This window comes from Streptomyces sp. JNUCC 64 (genome assembly GCF_054484115.1).
In genome coordinates this window covers 6,319,989-6,342,669 of the sequence record NZ_CM137015.1, presented here as the reverse complement: position 1 = coordinate 6,342,669, position 22,681 = coordinate 6,319,989, and the positions used below count along the sequence as shown (strand labels likewise).

Sequence of the window (22,681 nt, the reverse complement as noted above, 5' to 3'; positions counted from 1 at the left end):
GGACCCGCGTCCCCTCCCGGCCGCCCGTATGGCGCGGCCGGGGGCGTCACGGGCGGACGCGCGGGGGCCGGGGAGCCCCGGACCCCGGACCCGGCTCTGGCGGCGCGTCACGGGCGGGCGCCCGGGACCGGGCCCTCAGACCGGGTCGCTCACGTCTGGGGGCGCAGCCGGGCCTGCTGGGCCGGGGGCGGCGTACGGGGGCCCGCGGCGCCGGTGACGGCGCTGCCCTCCTGCCACTCCTTCCAGTCCAGGTTCCAGTCGCCGTAGCCGTTGCCGAAGGCGTCCATGTCCTCGCCGTAGCTGTTGACGACCTTGACCAGGTCGCCCGGACGGACGGTCTCGTAGAACCAGGCCGCGTTGCCGGTGCTCATGCCCACGCAGCCGTGGCTGACGTTGGCGTAGCCGTGGGACCCCGAGGACCAGGGCGCCGCGTGGACGTACTCGCCGCTCCAGGTGACCCGGGTCGCGTAGTACACCGGGAGGTTGTACGACTCCGAGGTGCCCTCGGCGATCCCGATGCTGGTGCCGCGCATCCGGACGAAGTACTCCTTGCCGAGCACCACCTTGACGCCGTTGCGGGTCTCGAAGCCGGGCTTGCCCGCGGTGACGGGGATGGTGTTGATCTCCTCGCCGTTGCGGTAGACCGTCATCTGGTGCGAGGAGACGTCCGCGACGGCGACGATCCGGTCGCCCGTGGTGAGCTTCAACGAGGCGTTGTCGCCGCCCCAGAGGCGTTCCCCGACCTTGATGCCGTCCAGGGTGCTGCGCGCCCGGATCGTCGCGTTGACGGGCCAGTACTCCTTGGGGCGGTAGTGCAGGACCTGGTCGTCCACCCAGTACCAGGAGCCCTCGACGGCGGGCAGCGACTCGACCTTGAGGCCGCGCTCCACGGCGGCCCGGGTCTTCTTGTCGGTGACGGGCTCGCTCAGCTCCGCGATGACGGGCTGGCCGACCCCGTAGACGCCCTCGTCGGGGCCGAACGTGACCTTCAACTCACGCTTCTTCGCCGGGACACCGGTGTCGAACGCGACCACCCGGCGGCCGGGCGAGCCGTCCGCGTCCTCGGTGCTGACCCGGGCCGTGTAGTGGGCTCCGGCGGCCAGCGGGACGGTGCTGCGCCACCGGGTGCCGTCGGCGGAGAGTTCGCCCGCCACGTAGCGGCCCGTCGCGTCGGTCGCGGTGACGTCGGTGATGCGGCCGCCCCCGCCCGGCTTGGCGGTGATCTCCAGGGGACGGTCCGGATCGAGCTTCGCGCCCCCGGTCGTCCCCCGGCCCAGCACGACCTGGCTCGCCGCGTCGTAGGGGGCGGCGGAGAGCGGATGATCGGCGGCGCCGCCACAGGCGGTGGCACCCGCGACCAGGGCGACCACCAGCGTCGTGCAGTGCGAGACCGTACGCGTTCGCGGTGAGTGGCTCATGGGGCCGAGCCTAAGAACGTCCGGCGTGTCGGGCGCGGCAGGTGAGCCGTCTGGGGTATGGGGACGCGACGGGGCCCGGACCTCCGCGAGGAGTGTCCGGGCCCCGTACGGGTGCTCAGCGGGTGCTACTGGTTCTGGTTCTCACCGTGGTAGTACTCGAAGACCCAGCCCCACAGACCGATCAGGATGATCGGCGCCGAGAAGTACAGCAGCCACCAGCCGAAGATGACGCCGCAGAAGGCGAACGCGCCGCCGACCGCGAGCGCGAGCGGCTGCCAGCTGTGCGGGCTGAAGAAGCCCACCTCACCGGCGTCGTCCGCGACGTCGGCCTCCTTGTTGTCCTGCGCGCCCGTGTCGACCCGCTTGGCCGTGAAGGCCAGGTAGTAGCCGATCATGATGCACAGGCCGAAGGTCAGGAAGAGCGCCGTGGTACCGGCCGGCTCCTTCGACCACACGCCGTAGACGATCGCCATGACGAGCACGAAGACGCTCAGCCAGATGAACATCTTTCCCTGGATCTTCACTTGCCGGCCTCCTTGCCGCCGGCCAGCGCCTCACCGGAACCGGGGCCGAGGTGCCCGCCCGCGTTCTCCAGCTGGTCGAGCGCGGCGATCTCCGGGTGATGCAGGTCGAACGCCGGGGATTCGGAGCGAATCCGCGGCAGGGTGACGAAGTTGTGCCGCGGCGGCGGGCAGGACGTGGCCCACTCCAGCGAACGGCCGTACCCCCACGGGTCGTCGACCTCGACCTTCTTGCCGTACTTGGCGGTCTTCCACACGTTGTAGAAGAACGGCAGCATCGACAGGCCGAGCAGGAACGAGCTGATCGTGGAGATGGTGTTCAGGGCGGTGAAGCCGTCGGCGTCCAGGTAGTCGGCGTACCGGCGGGCCATGCCCTCGGCGCCCAGCCAGTGCTGGACCAGGAAGGTGCCGTGGAAGCCGACGAACAGCGTCCAGAACGTGATCTTGCCCAGGCGCTCGTCCAGCATCTTGCCGGTGAACTTCGGCCACCAGAAGTGGAATCCGGAGAACATCGCGAACACCACGGTGCCGAAGATGACGTAGTGGAAGTGCGCGACCACGAAGTACGAGTCGGAGACGTGGAAGTCGAGCGGCGGCGAGGCCAGGATGACACCGGTCAGACCACCGAAGGTGAAGGTGATCAGGAAGCCGATCGCCCAGAGCATCGGGGTCTCGAAGGACAACGAGCCCTTCCACATCGTTCCGATCCAGTTGAAGAACTTCACACCGGTCGGAACCGCGATGAGGAACGTCATGAAGGAGAAGAACGGGAGGAGCACGCCACCGGTGACGTACATGTGGTGCGCCCACACCGTGACCGAGAGGCCGGCGATCGCGATGGTCGCGCCGATGAGGCCGGAATAGCCGAACATCGGCTTGCGGCTGAATACCGGCAGGACCTCGGAAATGATGCCGAAGAACGGCAGGGCGATGATGTAGACCTCGGGATGGCCGAAGAACCAGAAGAGGTGCTGCCAGAGCAGCGCTCCGCCGTTGGCCGGATCGAAGATCTGGGAGCCGAACTTGCGGTCGGACTCCAGCGCGAACAGCGCCGCGGCCAGCACCGGGAAGGCGAGCAGGACCAGCACACCGGTCAGCAGCACGTTCCAGGTGAAGATCGGCATGCGGAACATCGTCATGCCCGGGGCGCGCATGCAGATGATGGTGGTGATGAAGTTGACCGAGCCGAGGATGGTGCCGAAGCCGGAGAACGCCAGACCCATGATCCACATGTCCGCGCCGATGCCCGGCGAGCGGACCGCGTCGGAGAGCGGGGAGTAGGCGAACCAGCCGAAGTCGGCGGCGCCGTTCGGGGTCAGGAAGCCCGCGACCGCGATCAGCGAGCCGAACAGGTAGAGCCAGTAGGCGAACATGTTCAGCCGCGGGAACGCGACGTCGGGGGCGCCGATCTGGAGCGGCATGATCCAGTTCGCGAAGCCCGCGAACAGCGGCGTCGCGAACATCAGCAGCATGATCGTGCCGTGCATCGTGAACGCCTGGTTGAACTGCTCGTTCGACATGATCTGCGTGCCGGGACGGGCCAGCTCGGCGCGCATGACCAGAGCCATGACGCCACCGACGCAGAAGAAGACGAACGAGGTGACCAGGTAGAGCGTGCCGATGGTCTTGTGGTCGGTGGTGGTGAGCCACTTGACCACGACGTTGCCGGGCTGCTTGCGGCGGACCGGCACCTCGTTCTCGTACGAGTCGTCGGCCGTCTTGGCACCCTGAGGATCGTTGAGGATGCTCACAGTTGGTTCGTCTCCCGGTTCTTCTCGTGCTTCGTCTGCTCGATGCCGGCCGGGACGTAACCGGTGTTGCCCTTGTCCGCCAGGTCCTTCAGGTGCTGGCGGTACTCCTCGGGGGAGACCACCTTCACGTTGAAGAGCATGCGCGAGTGGTCGGTGCCGCACAGTTCGGCACACTTGCCCATGAAGATCCCCTCCTTGTTGGGGGTGACCTCGAAGGCGTTGGTGTGACCCGGGATGACGTCCAGCTTCATCAGGAACGGCACCACCCAGAAGGAGTGGATGACGTCACGCGAGGTGAGGACGAAGCGGACCTTCTCGCCCTTGGGCAGGACGAGCGTCGGGCCGGGGTTGTTGTTCTCGGGGTTACGGGTCCCCGGAATGCCGTAGTCGTACACGCCGCCCGCGTTGGCGGGGAAGTCTTCCCTGTACCGGTCGGGGATGCCCGCCAGGTTCTTGTCCGTCTTCGCGTCGCCCGTGACGCCGGGCACCTGCTCGACGTAGTTGAAGGCCCAGCTCCACTGGTAGCCGACCACGTTCACCACGTGGGCGGGCTTGTCCTCCAGTGCCAGGAGCTTCGACTCGTCGCGCGCGGTGAAGTAGAAGAACACCGAGACGATGAGGATCGGAACCACGGTGTACAGCGCCTCGAGGGGCATGTTGTACCGGGTCTGGGGGGGAACTTCGACCTTGGAGCGGCTGCGCCGGTGGAAGAAGACACTCCACAGGATCAGACCCCACACCAGCACGCCGACGGCGAGCGCGGCGGCCCACGAACCCTGCCACAAAGAGAGGATGCGGGGCGCCTCCTCCGTGGCCGGGGTGGGCATACCCAGGCGGGGGAAGTCCTTGTATGTGCAACCGGTGGCGGTCGCCAGGACCACGCCCGCAGTCAGTGCCTGCAGCAGCTTCCGCCGCATCGGGCGCCGCGGCGAGCGGTCGGAGCCGTTGGGACTCACGTAGCGCCTTCCCGAGAGTCTCGCCCGCGCGGTCGGCTGCGGCCTTCTCGCTGGTCGGTCGCCGCCCTGCGTCGGGCAGGGGTTTGGATGTTTATGCGGACCAAACCCTACTGGACGCTATTTGGGGTCGCGCGGGGAGGGTGCCCAACGCGCCGTCCGACTCCCCGAAGGGGTGGTACGCCGCTGGTCGGGGGCCCGGCCGGGGAACGGAGGGGAGGCTTCCACGGCGTTGGCGGGCCACTGGATCGGCTTCGTCCGGGGCGCTTCTGACGGCCCTTCCGACCCCTCCCCCGCGACGGTGCGCGTCCCCCGTACGGCGGGTCCCCCGGCCGGACGGGGACGCTTCGGGGCAAGGGTTACCGTACGGGCGTGCCCTACTTCGACGCCGCCTCCTCCGCCCCGCTGCACCCCGTCGCCCGGCAGGCGCTCCAGGCCGCCCTGGACGAGGGGTGGGCCGACCCCGCCCGGCTCTACCGCGAGGGCCGCCGGGCCCGGCTGCTCCTGGACGCCGCCCGGGAGGCCGCCGCGGAGGCCGTGGGCTGCCGTCCGGACGAGCTGGTGTTCACCCCTTCGGGTACCCGGGCCGTCCACGACGGGATCGCCGGGGCGCTCGCCGGACGGCGGCGGGCCGGCTCCCGGCTGCTGGTGTCGGCGGTCGAGCACTCCTCCGTGCTCCACGCGGCCGAGGTCCACGAGGCGGCCGGGGGGAGCGTCACCCGGGCGCCCGTCACCCGCACCGGCGCGGTGGACGCCGGGGCGTACGGGGAGCTGCTGCGTCCGGACACCGCGCTGGCCTGCCTCCAGTCGGCCAACCACGAGGTGGGCACCGAACAGCCGGTGGCCGAGGTGGCCGAGCGGTGCCGGGCGGCCGGGGTGCCGCTGCTGGTGGACGCGGCCCAGTCGCTGGCCTGGGGTCCGGTGCCCGGACCGTGGTCGCTGCTGACCGGGAGCGCCCACAAGTGGGGCGGCCCGGCGGGGGTGGGGCTGCTGGTGGTGCGCAAGGGGACGCGGTTCGCGCCGCGCGGTCCGCTGGACGAGCGGGAGTCCGGGCGGGCGCCCGGGTTCGAGAACGTCCCGGCGGTGGTGGCGGCGGCGGCCTCGCTGCGGGCGGTGCGGGACTCGGCGGAGGCCGAGGGGGCCCGGCTGCGGGAGCTGACCGCCCGGCTGCGGGAGCGGGTGGCCGCGCTGGTGCCCGACACGGAGGTGGTGGGCGACCCGGAGCGGCGGCTGCCGCACCTCGTCACCTTCTCCTGTCTGTACGTGGACGGCGAGAGCGTGCTGTCCGCGCTGGACCGGGCCGGGTTCTCGGTGTCCTCCGGCTCCTCGTGCACCAGCAGCACGCTGACGCCGAGCCATGTGCTGCGGGCGATGGGGGTGCTCAGCGAGGGGAACGTCCGGGTGTCGCTGCCCGTCGGCACCCCGGCGGAGGAGGTCGAACGGTTCCTGGCGGTGCTGCCGGGGGTGGTGGAGTCGGTGCGCGGGGCGCTCGGCGGGGGCGAGCCCCGGGTGCGCGGCGGTGACCCGGCCTCCCCGGTGGCCGAGGTCTCCCGTCCGGACGGGGCCGAGCCGGACGGGGCGGGGGGCGAGCTGGTGGTGGACGCGCTGGGGAAGCGGTGTCCGTTGCCGGTGATCGAGCTGGCGAAGGTGATCGGACGGGTGCCGGTGGGCGGGACGGTGGTGGTGCTCGCCGACGACGAGGCGGCCCGGCTGGACATCCCGGCCTGGTGCGAGATGCGGGGGCAGCGGTACGGCGGCGAATCCCCGGCGGTGCGGGGGTTCGCCTACCGGGTGGTCCGGGTGGTCTGAGGTCCCGTACCGGGTCCGGCGGTGCGCGCGGTGCCGGGGCGGTTCGTTGCCGGGTGCGGGTGCGCCGGGGTACTCGCGCAGTTCCCCGCGCCCCTTTCCGGGGCCTTCCGCCCGGTGCTCGGCCCACTGTCGTGGAGGGTTGCCCGCGCCGTTCCCCGCGCCCCCTGACGGGGCCCACCGCCCGGTGCTCGGCTCACCGCCGTGGAGGGTTGCCCGCGCCGTTCCCCGCGCCCCTGGCGGGGCTCTTCGCCCGGTGCTCGACTCATTGCCGTGGAGGGTTGCTCGCGCCGTTCCCCGCGCCCCTGACGGGGCCCAACGGCCGGTGCTCGGCTCACTGCCGTGGGAGGTTGCTCGCGCCGTTCCTCGCGCCCCTTCAGGGTGCTCCGGTGGGGTGCGTTGTTCCGCTCGCGGGGCCCTGGCGGGACAACGCACCCCACCAAGGGCGCCCCATAGGGGCGCGGGGAACTGCGCGAACGGCCGCCCACCAGCCGCACCCGGAAGACAGAGACGCGGGAGCGCACCCACCACACAGCCCCAAGCGGGCCCCGAAAGGGGCGCGGGGAACGGCGCGAGTACCCCGGCGGACCCGCACGCGGAAGCCGGAGACGCGGGAGCGGCGGCGGGGCGGGGGCGCCACCCGGACGGGCCCGGCAGGGGCGCGGGGAACTGCGCGGGCGGCCGTTCTCGGGGCGCGCCCGGAGGACGGAGAGGCGGGAGCACCCGCCCGCACCGGCGCGGGCGGACGTCACGGGGCGCGGCCGGAGGCCGGAGGGGGGTGCCCACCCGTGCGGCCCGGGCCGCACGGGTCAGCGGGGGTGGGTCACGGGCAGGTCAGGTGGGACTGGACCTGCCGCGCCGCCTCGTCCCCGTACGCCTTGGTGAAGCGCTCCATGAAGGGGACCCGGCGCAGCTGGTACTCCTGGGTGCCGAGGGTCTCGATCACCAGCGTGGCCAGCATGCAGCCGACCTGCGCGGCCCGCTCCAGGCCGACGCCCCAGGCGAGGCCGGAGAGGAACCCGGCCCGGAACGCGTCGCCGACGCCCGTCGGGTCGATCTTGGCGTCCTCCTCGGGCACCCCGACCTCGATGGGGTCCTGTCCGCTCCGCTCGATGCGGACGCCCCGGGAGCCGAGGGTGGTGACCCGGTGGCCGACCCGGCCGAGGATCTCCTCGTCGCTCCAGCCGGTCTTGGCCTCGATCAGGCCCTTCTCGTACTCGTTGGAGAAGAGGTAGGCCGCGCCGTCCAGCAGTATCCGGATCTCGTCGCCGTTCATCCGGGCGATCTGCTGGGAGAAGTCCGCGGCGAACGGGATGTCCCGGCTGCGGCACTCCTCGGTGTGGCGGAGCATGGCCTCCGGGTCGTCGGCGCCGATGAGGACCAGGTCCAGCCCGCCGACCCGGTCGGCGACGGCCTTCAGCTCGATGAGCCGGGCCTCGCTCATGGCCCCGGTGTAGAAGGAGCCGATCTGGTTGTGGTCGGCGTCGGTGGTGACGACGAACCGGGCGGTGTGCAGCACCTCGGAGATGCGGACCGAGCCGGTGTCCACCCCGTGCCGGTCGAGCCAGGCCCGGTACTCGTCGAAGTCGGAGCCCGCCGCGCCGACCAGGACCGGCCGGGCGCCCAGCTGCCCCATGCCGAAGGCGATGTTGGCGCCGACCCCGCCGCGCCGGACGTCGAGGGTGTCGACGAGGAAGGAGAGGGAGACCGTGTGCAGCTGATCCGCGACGAGTTGCTCGGCGAACCTTCCGGGGAAGGTCATCAGATGGTCGGTGGCGATGGAGCCGGTGACTGCGATACGCACGGCTGGGCGCTCCTGGGGGGCTCGGGGCGGCGGGTCGGGTCCGCGTACCGGGCACGGCCGGGACCCGGAAAGTGAACACTTCACGCTACCCGGTCATCGCAACGGTCCGAACCTGGCGAAGCACTGAAACTACCCGATAGTAGGTCTTTTCCCCCGTGGGGTTCGGTGCCTACGGTTTCCCCATGACGAACCTCCGCTTCCGGAACCCCGCTCCGTACGAGATCGAGGGCTCTCTCGCCGCGCTGCGCGGGGAGGCCGCCCGGATGGTCCCGCACTGGACCCCGGACCCCCGGCGGGCGCCCGGTCCGGTGCCGCCGCTCCACGGGGTCGTCGTCCCCGCCGCCTCGGCGCGGCTGGTGGACGCGATGGCCACGGCCCCCGGGTACGGCGGACACCGCGGCTGAACACCCGCCCGGGTGACGGTGCGCGCGGACGGGAACCGCGCGGCGCCCCGGCACGTCCCACCGCTGTCCGCCGCCCGGCGGACGAGGGCGACGACCCCGTCGCGGGACGCGAGGCGCCCGTGGCGCAGGCGAAGGAGCGATGCGGTGAGCAGCAACCCGGACGGCCCCGGCAGCACGGACGGCGGCACCGCCCCCCTCGACGGTCCGGAACCGCGCGAGGAGCCGTCGAGGCGCACGCGGGGGACCTCCGGGCGCCGGTCCCCCGTGGCGCTGGCGGCCGTCGCGGCGGTGGTGCTCGCCGGGGGCGGCGGTACCTATCTGGCGGTGGCGGCCTCCGGGGGCGGCTCGGGCGGCAGCCCGGGGCGGAACGGGGCTCCCCCGCCGCTCTCCCTCGACGGCCACGCCGCCACGCTCCCCGCCGGGAGCGGGACGACCCGGGAGGGAGTGGAGGGGCCGGGGATCGCACCCGGGGAGCCGGACCCCGGCGGCACCCGGTACGAGGCGCGGGGCCGGTTGCCCGAGGGGCCCGGAAAGGCGTCCGTGTACCGGCCGGACCCGCCGGTAGCGCGGGCCGGGGTGAACGCGCTGGCGAAGGCGCTGGGCGTGGCGGGCGAGCCCGTGCTGAAGGGCGGGACCTGGCGGGTCGGGGCGGCGGACGGCGCCGGGCCCTCCCTGCGGGTGGCCGAGGACGGCGCCGGGACCTGGACGTTCGCCCGGTACGCGACGGAGCCGGACGCCTGTGAGGCGGTGACCCGGTGCGCCACCCGGGAGGAGCCCCGGGCGCCCCGGGTCCCCGGGGCGCCCACCAAGGGGGCCCCGATCGGCGAGGCGGCGGCGAAGGCCGCGGCGGCGCCGGTGCTCAAGGCGCTCGGCCAGGACGCGGCGAAGCTCGACGCCCGGCAGGTGATGGGGTCGGAGCGGGTGGTGAACGCCGCCCCCGAGGTCGGCGGGCTGCCCACCTTCGGCTGGTCGACGGGGCTGCGGATCGGCCTCACCGGGGAGGTCACCGGCGGCAGCGGACAGCTGGCCGCGCTGGCCCGGGGCGCCAGCTACCCGGTGATCGGCGCGGAGGAGGCGCTGGAGCTGCTGAACGGGGCGGGGAACGGACCGGTGGAGGTCAGCGGCTGCGCCACCGCCGTACCGCACCGGGACGAGATCTCCGTGCCCTGCGGGGGCGAGCCGACGGCGGTGGCCCCGGCCAAGGAGTCGCTGGCGGTGACCGGCGCGGTGTTCGGCCTCTCCTCCCAGCTCTCCGGGGGCGAACCGGTGCTGGTGCCGTCCTGGCTGTTCGAGGTGAGTCCGGGCGGTTCCGGCGCGCCGTACACGGTGACGTATCCGGCGGTCTCCCCGGCGCATCTGACCGGGCCCGGCGACTCGTCCGCCGCCCCGGCGCCCGCGTCGCCCTCGGCTCCGGCCGGACGGCCCGAGCCCGCGCCGACCCCGCCCTCGGAGGGCGGGCGGACCACCCGGGAGGACACCGAGGTCGCCTGGTACGAGACCCGGGGCGACGATCTGGTGCTGCACTACGTGGGCGGGGTCTGCGGGACGTACACCGCGAGCGCCGAGGAGAAGGGCGACCGGGTGACCGCGCGGATCACCTGGAGCGGCGACCCGGAGCAGGCGTGCGTGGCGCTGGCGGAGTACGCCGAGCGGACCGTGCGGCTGGACGCTCCGCTGGGCGCGCGGAAGGTCGTGGACGCGAAGGGCGAGCCGATCCCGGACCGGGCGCCGGAGGGCTGGCCGGGGACGGAGGGCGGGGTCGTCCGGTAGGCCCTTCCCCTACGGAACGGGCCCACGGCCCGGACGCGCGGAGGCGGTACCCCGGCCGGGGTACCGCCTCCGTACGTACGTGGGCCGTCGGCCGCCCGGGGGCGGTCGACGGCCGACGCGTCAGCTGAAGGAGTCGCCGCAGGCGCAGGAGCCCGTGGCGTTGGGGTTGTCGATCGTGAAGCCCTGCTTCTCGATGGTGTCGACGAAGTCGATGGAGGCGCCGCCGAGGTAGGGGGCGCTCATCCGGTCGGTGACGACCTTGACGCCGTCGAAGTCCTTGACGACGTCACCGTCGAGCGACCGCTCGTCGAAGAAGAGCTGGTAGCGCAGGCCGGAGCAGCCGCCGGGCTGTACGGCGACCCGGAGGGCCAGGTCGTCGCGGCCTTCCTGGTCGAGCAGAGCCTTGACCTTGGCCGCGGCGGCGTCGGACAGGATGATGCCGTCGGTGGCGGTCGTGGTCTCGTCCGATACGGACATCTACATCTCTCCCGGGTTGTACGGAGACTGCTTGCCGACGTAACAACCGTCGGGGCCACGGATTCATTCCGGGCCCGCGCGCGTCTTCGGCGTCGTGCCTTGCGCTTCCATGCTCGCACACGGCGCGGCGCGGCGACCACGTTCGCCGGTCTTCCGCACACCCGTGCGGAAGGGGTCGGCAGGGCGGGGATCGTGCCTGGTCCGGGGCGGGGCGACGGGGCCACGGGGAATGCGTCACATTGACATGAGGGCCATCGTCAAACTGACGTGAAGCGGTTATGATAGATAACGTCAGAAAGACGAAAAGGGGCCTCCGGGGCCGGGACCACCCGCCCGGAGGCCACCTCACGAGCCGCCGGGGTCAGACCCCGCAGAGAAAGGGTGCGTGACGTGACCACCGCCCAGCCCCTGGACGTCCAGCCCACCCCCCTGGCCCTCCTGCTGCTCGGACGGGAGGCCGACCCGCGCAGCGAGCGCGGCGTGGAGTGTCCCGGTGACCTGCCCTCCCCCTCCGACCCGGACCTGGTGGAGCGGGCCCGGGCGGCCAAGGAGAGGCTCGGCGACCGGGTCTTCGTCCTCGGGCACCACTACCAGCGCGACGAGGTCATCCAGTTCGCGGACGTCACGGGCGACTCGTTCAAGCTGGCGCGCGACGCCGCCGCGCGCCCCGAGGCCGAGTACATCGTCTTCTGCGGTGTGCACTTCATGGCCGAGTCCGCGGACATCCTGACCGGCGACGCCCAGAAGGTCGTGCTGCCGGACCTCGCGGCCGGGTGCTCCATGGCCGACATGGCCACCGCCGAACAGGTGGCCGAGTGCTGGGACGTGCTGACCGAGGCCGGGATAGCCGACGAGGTCGTGCCCGTCTCGTACATGAACTCCTCGGCGGACATCAAGGCGTTCACCGGTCGGCACGGCGGGACCATCTGCACCTCGTCCAACGCCCGGCGGGCGCTCGACTGGGCGTTCGCCCAGGGCGAGCGGGTGCTGTTCCTGCCCGACCAGCACCTCGGCCGGAACACCGCGGTACGGGACATGGGCATGTCCCTGGAGGACTGCGTCGTCTACAACCCGCACAAGCCCGGCGGCGGGGTGAGCCCGGAGCAGCTGCGGGCCGCGAAGATGATCCTGTGGCGGGGGCACTGCTCGGTGCACGGGCGGTTCTCGCTGGAGTCCGTGGAGGACGTCCGGGCCCGGATCCCCGGGGTCAACGTGCTGGTGCACCCCGAGTGCCGGCACGAGGTCGTGGCAGCGGCGGACCAGGTGGGGTCGACCGAGTACATCATCAAGGCGCTGGAGGCCGCGCCCGCCGGGTCGAAGTGGGCGATCGGCACCGAGCTGAACCTGGTGCGCCGTCTGGCGAATCGTTTCGCCCCGGAGGGCAAGGAGATCGTCTTCCTCGACAAGACGGTCTGCTTCTGCTCGACCATGAACCGGATCGACCTGCCGCACCTGGTGTGGGCGCTGGAGTCGCTGGCGGACGGCAAGGTCGTCAACCAGATCACGGTCGACCCGGACACCGAGCACTTCGCCAAGCTCGCCCTCGAACGCATGCTGGCCCTTCCCTAGCCTTCCGGCCTCCCGGCCTCCCGGGGCGCGACGACGAGGACCCCCGGCCCATCAGGGCTGGGGGTCCTCCTCCCGTACGGGACCGGATCAGGAGCGCACGGGCTCCGGCGCCTCCTCGGCGGGGGCCCCGGACTGGGCGGGCACCCCGCCCCGCTTGGCCTCGCGCTTGGCCTGACGGCGTTCCTTGCGCAGCTCGACCATGGTGTAGAGGGTCGGGACCAGCAGCAGGGTCAGCAGCGTCGAGCTGATCAGACCGCCGATCACCACCACCGCGAGCGGCTTGGCGATGAACCCGCCCTCGCCGGTGACCCCGAGGGCCATCGGGACCAGGGCGAAGATCGTGGCCAGGGCCGTCATCAGGATGGGCCGCAGCCGGTGGCGACCGCCCTCGATGACCGCCTCCACGACCCCGTACCCCTGGGCGCGGTACTGGTTGACGAGGTCGATCAGGACGATCGCGTTGGTGACCACGATGCCGATGAGCATCAGCATGCCGATCAGGGCGGGCACGCCCATCGGGGTCCCGGTCACCAGCAGCAGACCGAGCGCGCCGGTCGCCGCGAACGGGATGGACACCAGCAGGATCAGCGGCTGGACCAGCGACCGGAAGGCCGCGACCAGCAGCAGGAACACGATGGCGATGGCCGCGAGCATCGCGAGGCCGAGGGAGGCGAACGCCTCCTCCTGGTCCTCGGAGACACCGCCGATGGAGGCGGTGGCGCCCTCGGGCAGCTTCAGCGCGTTGATCTCGCTCTGCAGCTCGGTGCCGACCGCGCCGGTGTTGTCGCCGGTCGGCCGGGCCGTGATGGTGGCCGAGCGCTGGCCGTCGACGCGGGTCATCGAGACCGGGCCGTCCACCAGCTCGACCTCGGCCAGCTCGCCGAGGCGGCCCGAGCCGATCCGCAGGTCCCTCAGCTCGTCCAGGGTGGCGGCGGGCTTCGCCGAGCGGATCACGATGTCCCGCTCGGTGTCGTCCAGGACCGCCGTGCCGCTGGGGGTGCCCCGGACGGCCTGGGTGACGATCGCGCCGAGGGCGGCGGCGTCGAGACCGGCCCGGGCGGACTTCTCGGTGGCCTTCACGGAGATCCGGGGAACGGACTGGGCGAGGTTGCTCTGGACGTCGGCGACGTCGTCCAGGGCGGCGACCTTGTCGCGGACCTTGTCGGACGCCTCGCGCAGCACCGCCGGGTCGGCGGCCTTGACGATGACGCTGAGGTCCTGGGAGCTGAACCCGTCACCGGCGGAGATGGTGGTGTCCCCGATGCCGGACAGCTTGCCGAGGCCGTCCTCGATCCGGTCCCGGGTGTCCTCGTAGGTCGCGTCGTCCTCCAGGGTGACCTGGTAGGTCGCCTGGTTGGTGTCGGTGCTGCCGCCGAAGGCCGCCAGGTACCCGGCGGAGCCCACCGTGACCTGGTAGTCCTCGACGCCCTTGACGTCCGCCAGCAGCTTCTCGACCTTGCGGGCCGCCGCGTCGGAGGTGGACAGGCCGGTGCCGGGCTTCAGCTCCTGCCGGATGGTCAGGATCTCCTGCTCGCCCTGGTCGAAGAAGTTGGTCTTCAGCAGCGGCGCCATGCCGAGGGTGGCGACCAGGACGCCGACGGCGATGCCGAGGCTGACCAGACGGCGCCGGGTGGCGAACCGCAGCACCGGCACGTAGAAGCGCTGGAGGCGGCTCTTGGCCTCCTTCTCCTCGGCCAGACGGCGGGCCTCCTCCGCGTCGACCCCGCGCACGGCCTTCGGCGGCCGCAGGAACCAGTACGAGAGGACGGGGATCACCGTCAGCGACACCAGCAGCGACGCCAGCAGCGCGGCCGTCACGGTGAGGCTGAAGGAGCCGAACAGGGCGCCGATCATGCCGCCGGTGAGGCCGATGGGCAGGAACACCGCGACGGTGGTGAGGGTCGAGGAGGTGACCGCGCCCGCGACCTCCTTGACCGCGGTGAGGATGGCCTCCTTGCGCTCCTCGCCGTAGCCCAGGTGCCGCTTGATGTTCTCCAGGACCACGATCGAGTCGTCGACGACCCGGCCGACGGCGATGGTGAGCGCGCCCAGGGTCAGCATGTTGAGCGAGAGGTCCCGGCTCCACAGCACGATCAGCGCGAGGAGCACGGAGAGCGGGATGGAGACCGCGGTGACCAGGGTGGAGCGGACCGAGGACAGGAAGACCAGGATGACGATGACGGCGAACAGCAGACCGAGGGCGCCCTCGGTGGTGAGGCCGTCGATCGACTTGGCGACGGCGGGGCCCATGTCGGTGACGACGGTGAGGTCGGCGCCCTTGCCCAGGTCGGCGCGGAGGTCCGGCAGGGCCTTCTCGACCGCCTCGGATATGGCGACCGAGCTGCCGTCCCGGTCCATGGTGATCATGATGCCGAGGCTGCGCTCGCCGTTGGTGCGGGTGAGGGAGTCGGCCGGGGCGAACTCCTCCTTCACCGTGGCGACGTCACCCAGCCGGACGGGCTTCTTGACGCCCTCGCCGGTGACCATCAGGTCCTGGATCTGACGGACCGAGGTGAAACCGCCGCCCACCTGGACGGTCCGGTTGTTCCCGCCCTCCTCGAAGGAGCCCGCGGGGACGGTGGCGCCGCCCGCCTGGAGGGCCTGGCCGAGCACCGGGGCGCTGACCCCGGCCGCCGCCGCCTTCTTGTCGTCGGGGGTGACGGTGACCTGGAGCGTCCGGACGCCGTCGATGGTGACCTGGGCGACGCCCTCGATCTCCTTCAGCTCCGGCACCACCGCGCGGTCGAGCCGCTCGCGCAGGGCCTGCTGGTCCCGGCCGGAGGAGGCCGCGAGGACGACGGTCGGCATGTCGTCGGTGGAGCCCGCGATGACCTGCGGGTCGACGTCGGTCGGCAGCTGGGCGCGGACCCGGTTCACCGCCTGCTGGACGTCGGCGATGATCTGGTCGGAGCCGTCACCGTAGTCGAACTGCGCCATGATGACGGCGTTGCCCTCACTGGCGGTCGCCGTGATGCTGGTGATGCCGTCGACGGTCTCGATGCTGCTCTCAAGCGGTTCGACGACCTGCTTCTCGACCACGTCGGGCGAGGCGCCCGGGTGCATCGCCATGACGGACACCATCGGCAGTTCGATGGTGGGCAGGAGCTGCTGCTTGAGCTGCGGGATGGTGACGGCGCCGAAGACGATCGCGATGATCGACACCAGCCCCACCAGGGAGCGTTGGGCAAGGCTGAATCTCGACAGCCAGGACATGGGTGACGGTCTCTCTTCTGTGGCTGGGCACGTGAGCTTCCGTGAGCGGCACGGAGGGAGGCGCGTCTGCTTACCTCCCGCTTACACCCTCACCCATCACCGAGGCCGGATCCCTCGCTCCCAGGTCCCCTTCCTTATGCCACGCATACCGCAGCCGCAGTAGACGCTGTACACCTCGCGGTGGAGAGACCCGTCGGTTTCCGGCCGCCACCCTCAGGAACGTGGCCGAACAAGCCCTGACTCATAGGCGATGACGACGAGTTGGGCGCGGTCGCGGGCACCGAGTTTGGCCATCGCCCGGTTCACATGGGTCTTGACGGTGAGCGGCGAGACCCGGAGCCGCTCCGCGATGTCGTCGTTGGAGTGGCCGCCCGCCACCAGCACCAGCACCTCGCGCTCCCGGCCGGTGAGCGCGTCGAGCCGTTCCGAGTGGGCTCCGCCCCCCGGGCCGGTGTCGTCGCCCCGGGCGAGGAACCGCGTTATCAGGCCCTTCGTCGCCGCCGGGGAGAGCAGCGACTCGCCCGCCGCGGCCAGCCGGATCGCACCGAGCAGCTCCTCCGGTTCGGAGCCCTTGCCGAGGAACCCGGACGCTCCGGCGCGCAGCGACTCCACCACGTACTCGTCGACCTCGAAGGTCGTCAGCATCACCACCCGCACCCCGGCCAGCGCCGGGTCCCGGCAGATCAGCCGGGTGGCGCTGAGCCCGTCGGTGCCGGGCATCCGGATGTCCATCAGCACCACGTCGGGCACCGTCTCGGCGGCCACCCGGACCGCCTCGGCACCGTCGGACGCCTCCCCGACGACTTCCATGTCGGACTCGGAGTCCACCAGCACCCGGAACGCGCTGCGCAGCAGGGCCTGGTCGTCGGCGAGCAGTACCCGGATGGTCACGGTGCCTCCTGCGTCGGGCCCGCGCCGTTCCGGGCGCGGGTCTTGACCGGCAGGATCGCATGGACCCGGAAGCCGCCGCCGTAGCGGGGACCCGCGGTGAGGACCCCGCCGAGCGCGGCGGCCCGCTCCCGCATCCCCAGCAGTCCGTGGCCGCCGCCGCGCTGCTCCGGAGGGGCGGGCGCGGGCGGTGGCCCGGCCGGGGCGTCGGCGGCCGGGGACGGGGGCAGGGCACCGGCGGCCGGGGCGCGGGAGTCCCGGGAGCCGTCGTCGAGCACGGTGACCTCCAGGTGCGGACCCACCCGGACCACGCTCACCTCGGCGCGGGCCCGCTCCCCCGCGTGCTTGCGGACGTTGGTCAGCGCCTCCTGAACGATCCGGTAGGCGGCGAGGTCCACCGCGGCGGGCGGGCGGCCGGCGCCCTGGTCGCCCCGGGCCACCTCGACCCGCAGCCCCGCGTTGCGGAAGGTGTCCGCGAGTTCCTCCAGCCGGTCCAGCCCGGTGGAGGGTTCGGTGGGGGCGGTGGGATCGCCGCTCTGACGGAGCAGCCCGACGGTGGCGCGCAGTTCCCCGAGCGCCGAGCGGCTGGCCTCGCGGACATGGGCCAGCGCCTCCTTCGCCTGGTCGGGACGCTTGTCCATGATGTGCGCCGCCACCCCGGCCTGGACGTTGACGAGGGCGATGTGGTGGGCGACCACGTCGTGCAGATCGCGGGCGATCCGCAGCCGCTCCTCGGCGACCCGGCGGCGGGCCTCCTCCTCACGGGTGCGTTCGGCGCGTTCGGCGCGCTCCCGGATCGCGTCGACGAAGGCCCGTCGGCTGCGGACGGCGTCACCCGCGGCGGCGGCCATCCCGGTCCAGGCGAACACCCCCAGGTTCTCCTGGGTGTACCAGGGCATGGGTCCGGCGAGCATGGCCGCGGCGGTCAGCACGGTCATCGTCAGCAGTCCGACCCGCCAGGCCGTGGGCCGGTCGGTGGCGGCGGCGACGGTGTAGAGGGCGACGACCGCGGTCATCGCGACGGGTGCCCTCGGCTCGCTGAACAGGAGTTCCGCGGCGGACAGCAGGACCGTGGCCCACAGCACCGGCAGCGGGGCCCGGCGCCGGAACACCAGGGCGGCGGCCGACAGCGGCATCAGCACCAGGCTGAGGGAGTCGGGGGCGCGGGTGTTCCACACCATGGGGCCGTGGTGGGCGTCCGGCCCGTACGGGTTCAGCATCGCGACGCAGAGCATCGCCCCGAGCACGGCCAGGGCGAGCGCCCCGTCCACCACGACGGGGTGGGCGCGCAGCCAGTCGCGGACGGTCCGGGCCCGGTCCAGGGGGGTCACATCCGGAAACGTTAACCCCGTGGCAGACGGCGGGGGAGCCTCGGTACCGGCCGGACCGGTACCGGCCGTGGGATCGGCCGTGGGATCGGCTAACCGACCGGATCCGGCCATCAGTTGGGGATCAGACCCTCGTCGGTCAGCAGGTCGCGGATCTGCTCCAGGGTGGCATCCGGGGACGGGAGGATCAGCTCCGACGGCTCCAGGGAGTCGTCGGGCAGGGGCGTGCCCAGTTCCCGCACCCGGTCGAGGAGGGCGCCGAGCGTCCGCCGGAAGCCGGGGGTGTCGCCGCTCTCCAGCTCGGTGAGCAGCTCGTCGTCCAGGGTGTTCAGTTCGGCGACGTGGCTGTCCGCCAGTCGTACCTGGCCCTCCCCCATGATCCGTACGATCATGACGCCCTCCTCGGCGTGTGCGCGGCCGGTCCTACTGCTTGTCGAAACGGGGGGCGTCCTGGCGCTGCTGCGGCTGCCCGGTGCCGCGCTGGCCGCCCTCGATGGCCGACTGCCCGCCGGAGCCCCCGGCCAGCTCGGCCTTCATCCGCTGGAGCTCCAGCTCCACGTCGGTGCCGCCCGAGATGCGGTCCAGCTCGGCGGCGATGTCGTCCTTGGCGGTGCCGGTGGGGTCGTCGAGGGCGCCGGAGGCCAGCAGCTCGTCGATGGCGCCCGCGCGGGCCTGGAGCTGGGCGGTCTTGTCCTCGGCGCGCTGGATCGCCAGGCCGACGTCGCCCATCTCCTCGGAGATGCCGGTGAACGCCTCGCCGATCCGGGTCTGGGCCTGCGCGGCGGTGTAGGTGGCCTTGAGGGTCTCCTTCTTGGTGCGGAAGGCGTCGACCTTGGCCTGGAGCCGCTGGGCGGCGAGGGTGAGCTTCTCCTCCTCGCCCTGGAGCGTCTGGTGCTGCGTCTCCAGATCGCTGACCTGCTGCTGGAGCGCGGCGCGACGGGAGAGCGCCTCGCGGGCGAGGTCCTCGCGGCCGAGCGCCAGCGCCTTGCGGCCCTGGTCCTCCAGCTTGCTCGACTGGCTCTGGAGCTGGTTGAGCTGGAGTTCCAGCCGCTTGCGGGAGGTCGCGACGTCGGCGACCCCGCGCCGGACCTTCTGGAGCAGCTCCAGCTGCTTCTGGTACGAGTAGTCGAGGGTCTCGCGCGGGTCCTCGGCCCGGTCAAGGGCCTTGTTCGCCTTCGCGCGGAAGATCATCCCCATACGCTTCATGACACCGCTCATGGGCTTCGCGCGCCCCCTTCTGACGGACTCCGGCTCGTACTGTGCTGCAGGTCCCACAGTAAGGGGCCCGCTTCCATTACCGCACTGTTCGGCGTCAGATGCGCTCCTCCCCAAGGACGAGTGCGTCCGGCTCCGCTCCGGCGTAAGGAGTAGGTGCTACCCGGGGAAGGCGGCCGGTCACGGGCCGTGCCGGGCGTTTCCCGTGCCCGGCGGACGGACTCCGCTCACGCCCCGGACGACCCGCTCCGTCAGGACACACCTGAACATCCGGGCCATCCGGCACCTTCCGGTCGTCTCCCCGCTTGTCTCACAGGTCTCTCCAACGGGACGACTGTCTCCATAGGGACGACCGGTGTTGCCGGATCGTTCCCCGCCTGACTGGGGTCCATGCGCCCCCACCCCGTACCCTTGGGTTTTGTGTTCCGTAGCCGTGCCAAGACAGAGAAGACCGACGCCGCCGAGCGGGCGTCGGTGACCGACGCCAAGCAGCCGCGTGACCCGCAGGCGCCCAAGGGCCGTCCCACGCCCAAGCGCGCCGTGGCGCAGTCGCAGCGCCGCAGCGTGGCGAATACGCCGACGACGCGCAAGGAGGCCGCCAAGCGCAACCGCGACGAGCGGCGCGCCGCGCTGGAGCGGCAGCGCCAGGCGCTGGCGAGCGGCGACGAGCGCTATCTGCCCGCCCGCGACAAGGGCCCCGTGCGGCGCTTCGTCCGGGACTTCGTGGACTCGCGCTTCCACATCGCCGAGTTCTTCCTGCCCATGGCCGTGGTCATCCTGGTCATGAGCATGGTGCGGGTGCCCCAGCTCCAGAACGCCGCGCTGCTGCTGTGGCTGTTCGTGATCGTGCTGATCCTGCTGGACTCGGCGCTGCTGGTGTTCCGCCTCAAGAAGGAGCTGCGGATCCGGTACGCCGACGAGCCCAAGCGCGGCGCCGTCGCCTACGGTCTGATGCGCACGCTCCAGATGCGTCGTCTCCGGCTGCCGAAGCCGCAGGTCAAGCGCGGGGCCCGACCCTGATCCCGGCGGCCTTCCCCGAGGGTGGGCCGCGGGACCCCTGGGAGTTGCGGGACGTCGTGCGCCGTGAGCTGGTGGCCCGCCAGCTCGACGAGCAGATAGCCGCCCGGTTCCGGCCCGGACGGCCGTTGCGGGTGCTGGACGTGGGCACCGGGCGCGGGGCGCAGGCCCTGCGGCTGGCCCGGGCCGGGCACGAGGTGACCGGTCTGGAGCAGGACCCGGCGCGGCTGTCGGTGGCACGGGCGGCGCTGGCCGCCGAGCCCCGGGAGGTGCGGGAGCGGACGCGCTTCGTCGAGGGCGACGGCCGGGACACCGGCGTCCACTTCCTGCCCGGCAGCTTCGACGTGGTGCTCTGCCACGGGCTGCTCCGCTACGTCGCCCAGGCCGATCCGGTGGTCGCCGGGCTGGCCCGGATGCTGGGCCGGGGCGGTCTGGTGTCGCTGCTGGTGGGCAACGCCGACGCGATGGCCATGCGCCCCGGGCTCTCGGGCGACTGGGCGGGGGCGCTCGGCGCGTTCGGCTCCGTCGTGGGCCGGGACCGTCACGGGGTGGCGGTCCGCGGCGACCGGCTGGGCGCGCTGACCGCGACCCTCGCCGGGATCGGCGCACCGCTGCGCGCCTGGTACGGCGTACGGGTCTTCACCGACGCCGCCGATCTGTCGGCGGGGGCGGGGGCCGGGGGCGGGGGCCCGCAGGACCTGGCCCTGCTGCTGGACGCCGAGGAGCGGGCCGGGCGCACCGATCCTTACCGGGGTGTCGCCTCGCTGCTGCACCTGTGCGGGGTCCGGGGGTAGGGCCCCCTCCCCCGTCCGTCCCGTTCCCGTCCCTCCGGCTGGGCTTCCTGTTCCCGGGCGGCCCCCGCCGCGACGCCCGGGAAGCCTCCCTGACGGGGCCGTGGTCCCGCCTGGGGCCCGTGCGGGTGGCGCGCCCCCCTGCGCTTCCGCCTCTCCGGTTTCCGGGTGCCGGTCGTGGTGGGCTGGTCGCGCCGTTCCCCGCGCCCCTTCGGGCGCTCCAGCAGCGCCGTCCGGCTCGCGGAGGCCCGTGCGGGTGGTGCCTCTGCTGTGCTTCCGCCTCTCCGGCCTCCGGGTGCCGGTCGTGGTGGGCTGGTCGCGCCGTTCCCCGCGCCCCTTCGGGCGCTCCAGCAGCGCCGTCCGGCTCGCGGAGGCCCGTGCGGGTGGTGCCTCTGCTGTGCTTCCGCCTCTCCGGCCTCCGGGTGCCGGTCGTGGTGGGCTGGTCGCGCCGTTCCCCGCGCCCCTTCGGGCCCTCCAGCAGCGCCGTCCGGCTCGCGGAGACCCGTGGGGGTGCCTCTCCTGCGCTCCCGCCCCTCCGGCCTCCGGGTGCCGGTCGTGGTGGGCTGGTCGCGCCGTTCCCCGCGCCCCTTCGGGCGCTCCAACAGCGCCGTCCGGCTCGCGGAGGCCCGTGCGGCTCCCGCGTCTGCGGCTTCCGGGTGCGGGGCGTGGGTGGTCGGTCGCGCCGTTCCCCGCGCTCCTGTGGGGCACCCCCTGGCGGGTCCGTCATTCCTGCGGCCGGGCAGCGCGCCCAAAGGGGCGCGGGGAACTGCGCGAGCGGCCCACCACGGGCCGCGCCCGGAAACGCGGCGACGGGACGGGACGGGCGCCGAAGGAGCACCCGGCTCAGGACCAGGCGCCGGCCGCCGCCGCGCGGTCCGCGTAGACCGCGAAGTCGACGGGCTCCCGCCCCAGGACCCGCTGGACCCCGTCGGCCGGGACCGCGTACTCGCCCGTCCGCATCGCCTCGAACAGCACGTCCAGCTCCTCGACGGCCTCCTCCGGCAGCCCCTGGGCCCGTAGCTCCGCCCGGTACGCCTCCGGGCTCAGGTCCTCGTACGCGATCGGCCGTCCGGCCGCCCGGGCCATCGTCCCCACCGCCTCGGCGAAGGTGAGGGCGCGCGGGCCGGACAGCTCGTACACCCGGCCGTGGTGGCCGTCCCCGGTGAGCAGGGCCGCCGCGACCTCGGCCACGTCCCGGACGTCGACGAACGGCTCGGGCGTGCCGCCGGTCGGCAGGGCCAGCCGTCCCGCCCGCAGCGGCGCCCGCCAGATCAGGTCGTCGTCGAAGTTCTGGTCGAAGTTGTTGGGACGGATCACCGACCACTCCACCCCGGACTCCCGCACCGCCCGCTCGGTGGCGTCCATGGACCGGAAGAGCGGCGCGGGCAGCCGGTCGGCGCCGCGCCCCGACAGCGCGACGAGACGGCGCGCGCCCGCCCGGACCGCCTCCCGGACGAAGAGCGGGGCCAGCTCCGGGTCGGGCGGGGCCAGCAGGTACACCGCGCCCACCCCCTCCAGCGCGGGCGCCCAGCCGCTCCGGTCGGACCAGTCGAAGCGGGTCTCGCCGCGCCGGGACGCGGCCCGTACCGCGCGGCCCGCCTTCCGCAGGGCGGCGACCAGGGGACGGCCGGTCTTGCCGGTGCCGCCGAGGACGAGGATCGGATGGGTGTCGGTTGTCATGACGGAGAGTCAACCGGCCCCGGCCGACGGGGCCCATGGCCCGCCGTACGGGGAGCATGCCCGATCGTCCGGCCCC

Annotated in this window: 18 protein-coding genes; 6 read left to right on the top strand and 12 right to left on the bottom strand. The window is 72.9% G+C overall.

Features of this window, described 5'->3' with window-relative positions; translation table 11 throughout:
- Nucleotides 1-149: 149 nt before the first annotated feature.
- From ACVWNX_RS26095 to ctaC, 4 genes are all read right to left on the bottom strand, one after another.
- Nucleotides 150-1,418, bottom strand: a complete 1,269-nt coding sequence (locus tag ACVWNX_RS26095) for a L,D-transpeptidase (RefSeq protein ID WP_454410434.1) — start codon at nucleotides 1,416-1,418, stop codon at nucleotides 150-152.
- Between the two features lie 125 nt (nucleotides 1,419-1,543).
- Nucleotides 1,544-1,942, bottom strand: coding sequence for a cytochrome c oxidase subunit 4 (locus ACVWNX_RS26090; protein ID WP_454410432.1), 399 nt, complete (start codon nucleotides 1,940-1,942; stop codon nucleotides 1,544-1,546).
- A complete protein-coding gene (gene ctaD / locus ACVWNX_RS26085; protein ID WP_454410430.1) occupies nucleotides 1,939-3,690 on the bottom strand; it encodes an aa3-type cytochrome oxidase subunit I in 1,752 nt (583 codons plus the stop codon). The genes ACVWNX_RS26090 and ctaD overlap by 4 nt, the downstream gene beginning before the upstream one ends.
- Nucleotides 3,687-4,646 (bottom strand): aa3-type cytochrome oxidase subunit II, encoded by a 960-nt coding sequence (ctaC, locus tag ACVWNX_RS26080; protein ID WP_454410428.1) that lies wholly within the window; start codon nucleotides 4,644-4,646, stop codon nucleotides 3,687-3,689. Before ctaC ends, ctaD begins: the two co-directional genes overlap by 4 nt.
- A 369-nt stretch (nucleotides 4,647-5,015) precedes the next feature.
- Here ctaC and ACVWNX_RS26075 point away from each other — a divergent pair, with 369 nt between their 5' ends.
- Nucleotides 5,016-6,452, top strand: a complete 1,437-nt coding sequence (locus tag ACVWNX_RS26075; RefSeq protein WP_454410426.1) for a cysteine desulfurase/sulfurtransferase TusA family protein — start codon at nucleotides 5,016-5,018, stop codon at nucleotides 6,450-6,452.
- An 820-nt stretch (nucleotides 6,453-7,272) separates the two neighbouring features.
- Here the strand turns inward: ACVWNX_RS26075 and ACVWNX_RS26070 are convergent.
- Nucleotides 7,273-8,253 (bottom strand): carbohydrate kinase family protein, encoded by a 981-nt coding sequence (locus ACVWNX_RS26070; RefSeq protein ID WP_454410424.1) that lies wholly within the window; start codon nucleotides 8,251-8,253, stop codon nucleotides 7,273-7,275.
- 182 nt (nucleotides 8,254-8,435) lie between these two features.
- Here ACVWNX_RS26070 and ACVWNX_RS26065 point away from each other — a divergent pair, with 182 nt between their 5' ends.
- Together ACVWNX_RS26065 and ACVWNX_RS26060 are read left to right on the top strand one after the other, a co-directional pair.
- Entirely contained in the window at nucleotides 8,436-8,657 is a 222-nt protein-coding gene (locus ACVWNX_RS26065) for a hypothetical protein (RefSeq protein WP_454410422.1), read from the top strand.
- A 144-nt stretch (nucleotides 8,658-8,801) separates the two neighbouring features.
- A complete protein-coding gene (locus ACVWNX_RS26060; protein ID WP_454410420.1) occupies nucleotides 8,802-10,427 on the top strand; it encodes a hypothetical protein in 1,626 nt (541 codons plus the stop codon).
- A 120-nt stretch (nucleotides 10,428-10,547) separates the two neighbouring features.
- Here ACVWNX_RS26060 and ACVWNX_RS26055 read toward each other — a convergent pair whose 3' ends face one another.
- On the bottom strand, nucleotides 10,548-10,904 hold the full coding sequence (locus ACVWNX_RS26055; protein ID WP_454410418.1) for an iron-sulfur cluster assembly accessory protein: 357 nt from the start codon (nucleotides 10,902-10,904) through the stop codon (nucleotides 10,548-10,550).
- A 390-nt stretch (nucleotides 10,905-11,294) separates the two neighbouring features.
- On the opposite strand from ACVWNX_RS26055, the gene nadA reads away from it, so the two are divergent.
- Nucleotides 11,295-12,473 carry a quinolinate synthase NadA gene (gene nadA / locus ACVWNX_RS26050; RefSeq protein ID WP_454410416.1) on the top strand — a complete coding sequence of 393 codons (1,179 nt, stop codon included), beginning with the start codon at nucleotides 11,295-11,297 and terminating at the stop codon, nucleotides 12,471-12,473.
- A gap of 87 nt (nucleotides 12,474-12,560) precedes the next feature.
- Here nadA and ACVWNX_RS26045 read toward each other — a convergent pair whose 3' ends face one another.
- The 5 genes from ACVWNX_RS26045 to ACVWNX_RS26025 form a co-directional block, all read right to left on the bottom strand.
- Nucleotides 12,561-15,686, bottom strand: coding sequence for an efflux RND transporter permease subunit (locus ACVWNX_RS26045; protein WP_454410414.1), 3,126 nt, complete (start codon nucleotides 15,684-15,686; stop codon nucleotides 12,561-12,563).
- 213 nt (nucleotides 15,687-15,899) lie between these two features.
- Nucleotides 15,900-16,577, bottom strand: a complete 678-nt coding sequence (locus tag ACVWNX_RS26040; RefSeq protein WP_454410412.1) for a response regulator — start codon at nucleotides 16,575-16,577, stop codon at nucleotides 15,900-15,902.
- Nucleotides 16,574-17,905 (bottom strand): sensor histidine kinase, encoded by a 1,332-nt coding sequence (locus tag ACVWNX_RS26035; RefSeq protein ID WP_454410410.1) that lies wholly within the window; start codon nucleotides 17,903-17,905, stop codon nucleotides 16,574-16,576. Before ACVWNX_RS26035 ends, ACVWNX_RS26040 begins: the two co-directional genes overlap by 4 nt.
- 110 nt (nucleotides 17,906-18,015) lie before the next feature.
- Nucleotides 18,016-18,294 (bottom strand): PspA-associated protein PspAA, encoded by a 279-nt coding sequence (gene pspAA, locus ACVWNX_RS26030; protein ID WP_454410408.1) that lies wholly within the window; start codon nucleotides 18,292-18,294, stop codon nucleotides 18,016-18,018.
- Nucleotides 18,295-18,325: 31 nt separating this feature from the next.
- On the bottom strand, nucleotides 18,326-19,120 hold the full coding sequence (locus tag ACVWNX_RS26025) for a PspA/IM30 family protein (protein ID WP_454410406.1): 795 nt from the start codon (nucleotides 19,118-19,120) through the stop codon (nucleotides 18,326-18,328).
- Nucleotides 19,121-19,507: 387 nt separating this feature from the next.
- Here ACVWNX_RS26025 and ACVWNX_RS26020 point away from each other — a divergent pair, with 387 nt between their 5' ends.
- Nucleotides 19,508-20,137 carry a DUF3043 domain-containing protein gene (locus tag ACVWNX_RS26020; RefSeq protein ID WP_454410404.1) on the top strand — a complete coding sequence of 210 codons (630 nt, stop codon included), beginning with the start codon at nucleotides 19,508-19,510 and terminating at the stop codon, nucleotides 20,135-20,137.
- Between the two features lie 71 nt (nucleotides 20,138-20,208).
- Nucleotides 20,209-20,928 (top strand): class I SAM-dependent methyltransferase, encoded by a 720-nt coding sequence (locus ACVWNX_RS26015; protein WP_454414942.1) that lies wholly within the window; start codon nucleotides 20,209-20,211, stop codon nucleotides 20,926-20,928.
- Between the two features lie 840 nt (nucleotides 20,929-21,768).
- Here the strand turns inward: ACVWNX_RS26015 and ACVWNX_RS26010 are convergent.
- Nucleotides 21,769-22,605, bottom strand: a complete 837-nt coding sequence (locus tag ACVWNX_RS26010; RefSeq protein ID WP_454410402.1) for an NAD(P)H-binding protein — start codon at nucleotides 22,603-22,605, stop codon at nucleotides 21,769-21,771.
- Nucleotides 22,606-22,681: the final 76 nt, after the last annotated feature.

Coding starts and splice junctions, on each gene's coding strand:
- ACVWNX_RS26095 (WP_454410434.1), bottom strand. CDS start 1,418: ATGAGCCACTCACCGCGAACGCGTACGGTCTCGCACTGCACGACGCTG.
- ACVWNX_RS26065 (WP_454410422.1), top strand. CDS start 8,436: ATGACGAACCTCCGCTTCCGGAACCCCGCTCCGTACGAGATCGAGGGC.
- ACVWNX_RS26055 (WP_454410418.1), bottom strand. CDS start 10,904: ATGTCCGTATCGGACGAGACCACGACCGCCACCGACGGCATCATCCTG.
- ACVWNX_RS26045 (WP_454410414.1), bottom strand. CDS start 15,686: ATGTCCTGGCTGTCGAGATTCAGCCTTGCCCAACGCTCCCTGGTGGGG.
- pspAA (WP_454410408.1), bottom strand. CDS start 18,294: ATGATCGTACGGATCATGGGGGAGGGCCAGGTACGACTGGCGGACAGC.
- ACVWNX_RS26025 (WP_454410406.1), bottom strand. CDS start 19,120: ATGAGCGGTGTCATGAAGCGTATGGGGATGATCTTCCGCGCGAAGGCG.
- ACVWNX_RS26020 (WP_454410404.1), top strand. CDS start 19,508: ATGCGCCCCCACCCCGTACCCTTGGGTTTTGTGTTCCGTAGCCGTGCC.
- ACVWNX_RS26010 (WP_454410402.1), bottom strand. CDS start 22,605: ATGACAACCGACACCCATCCGATCCTCGTCCTCGGCGGCACCGGCAAG.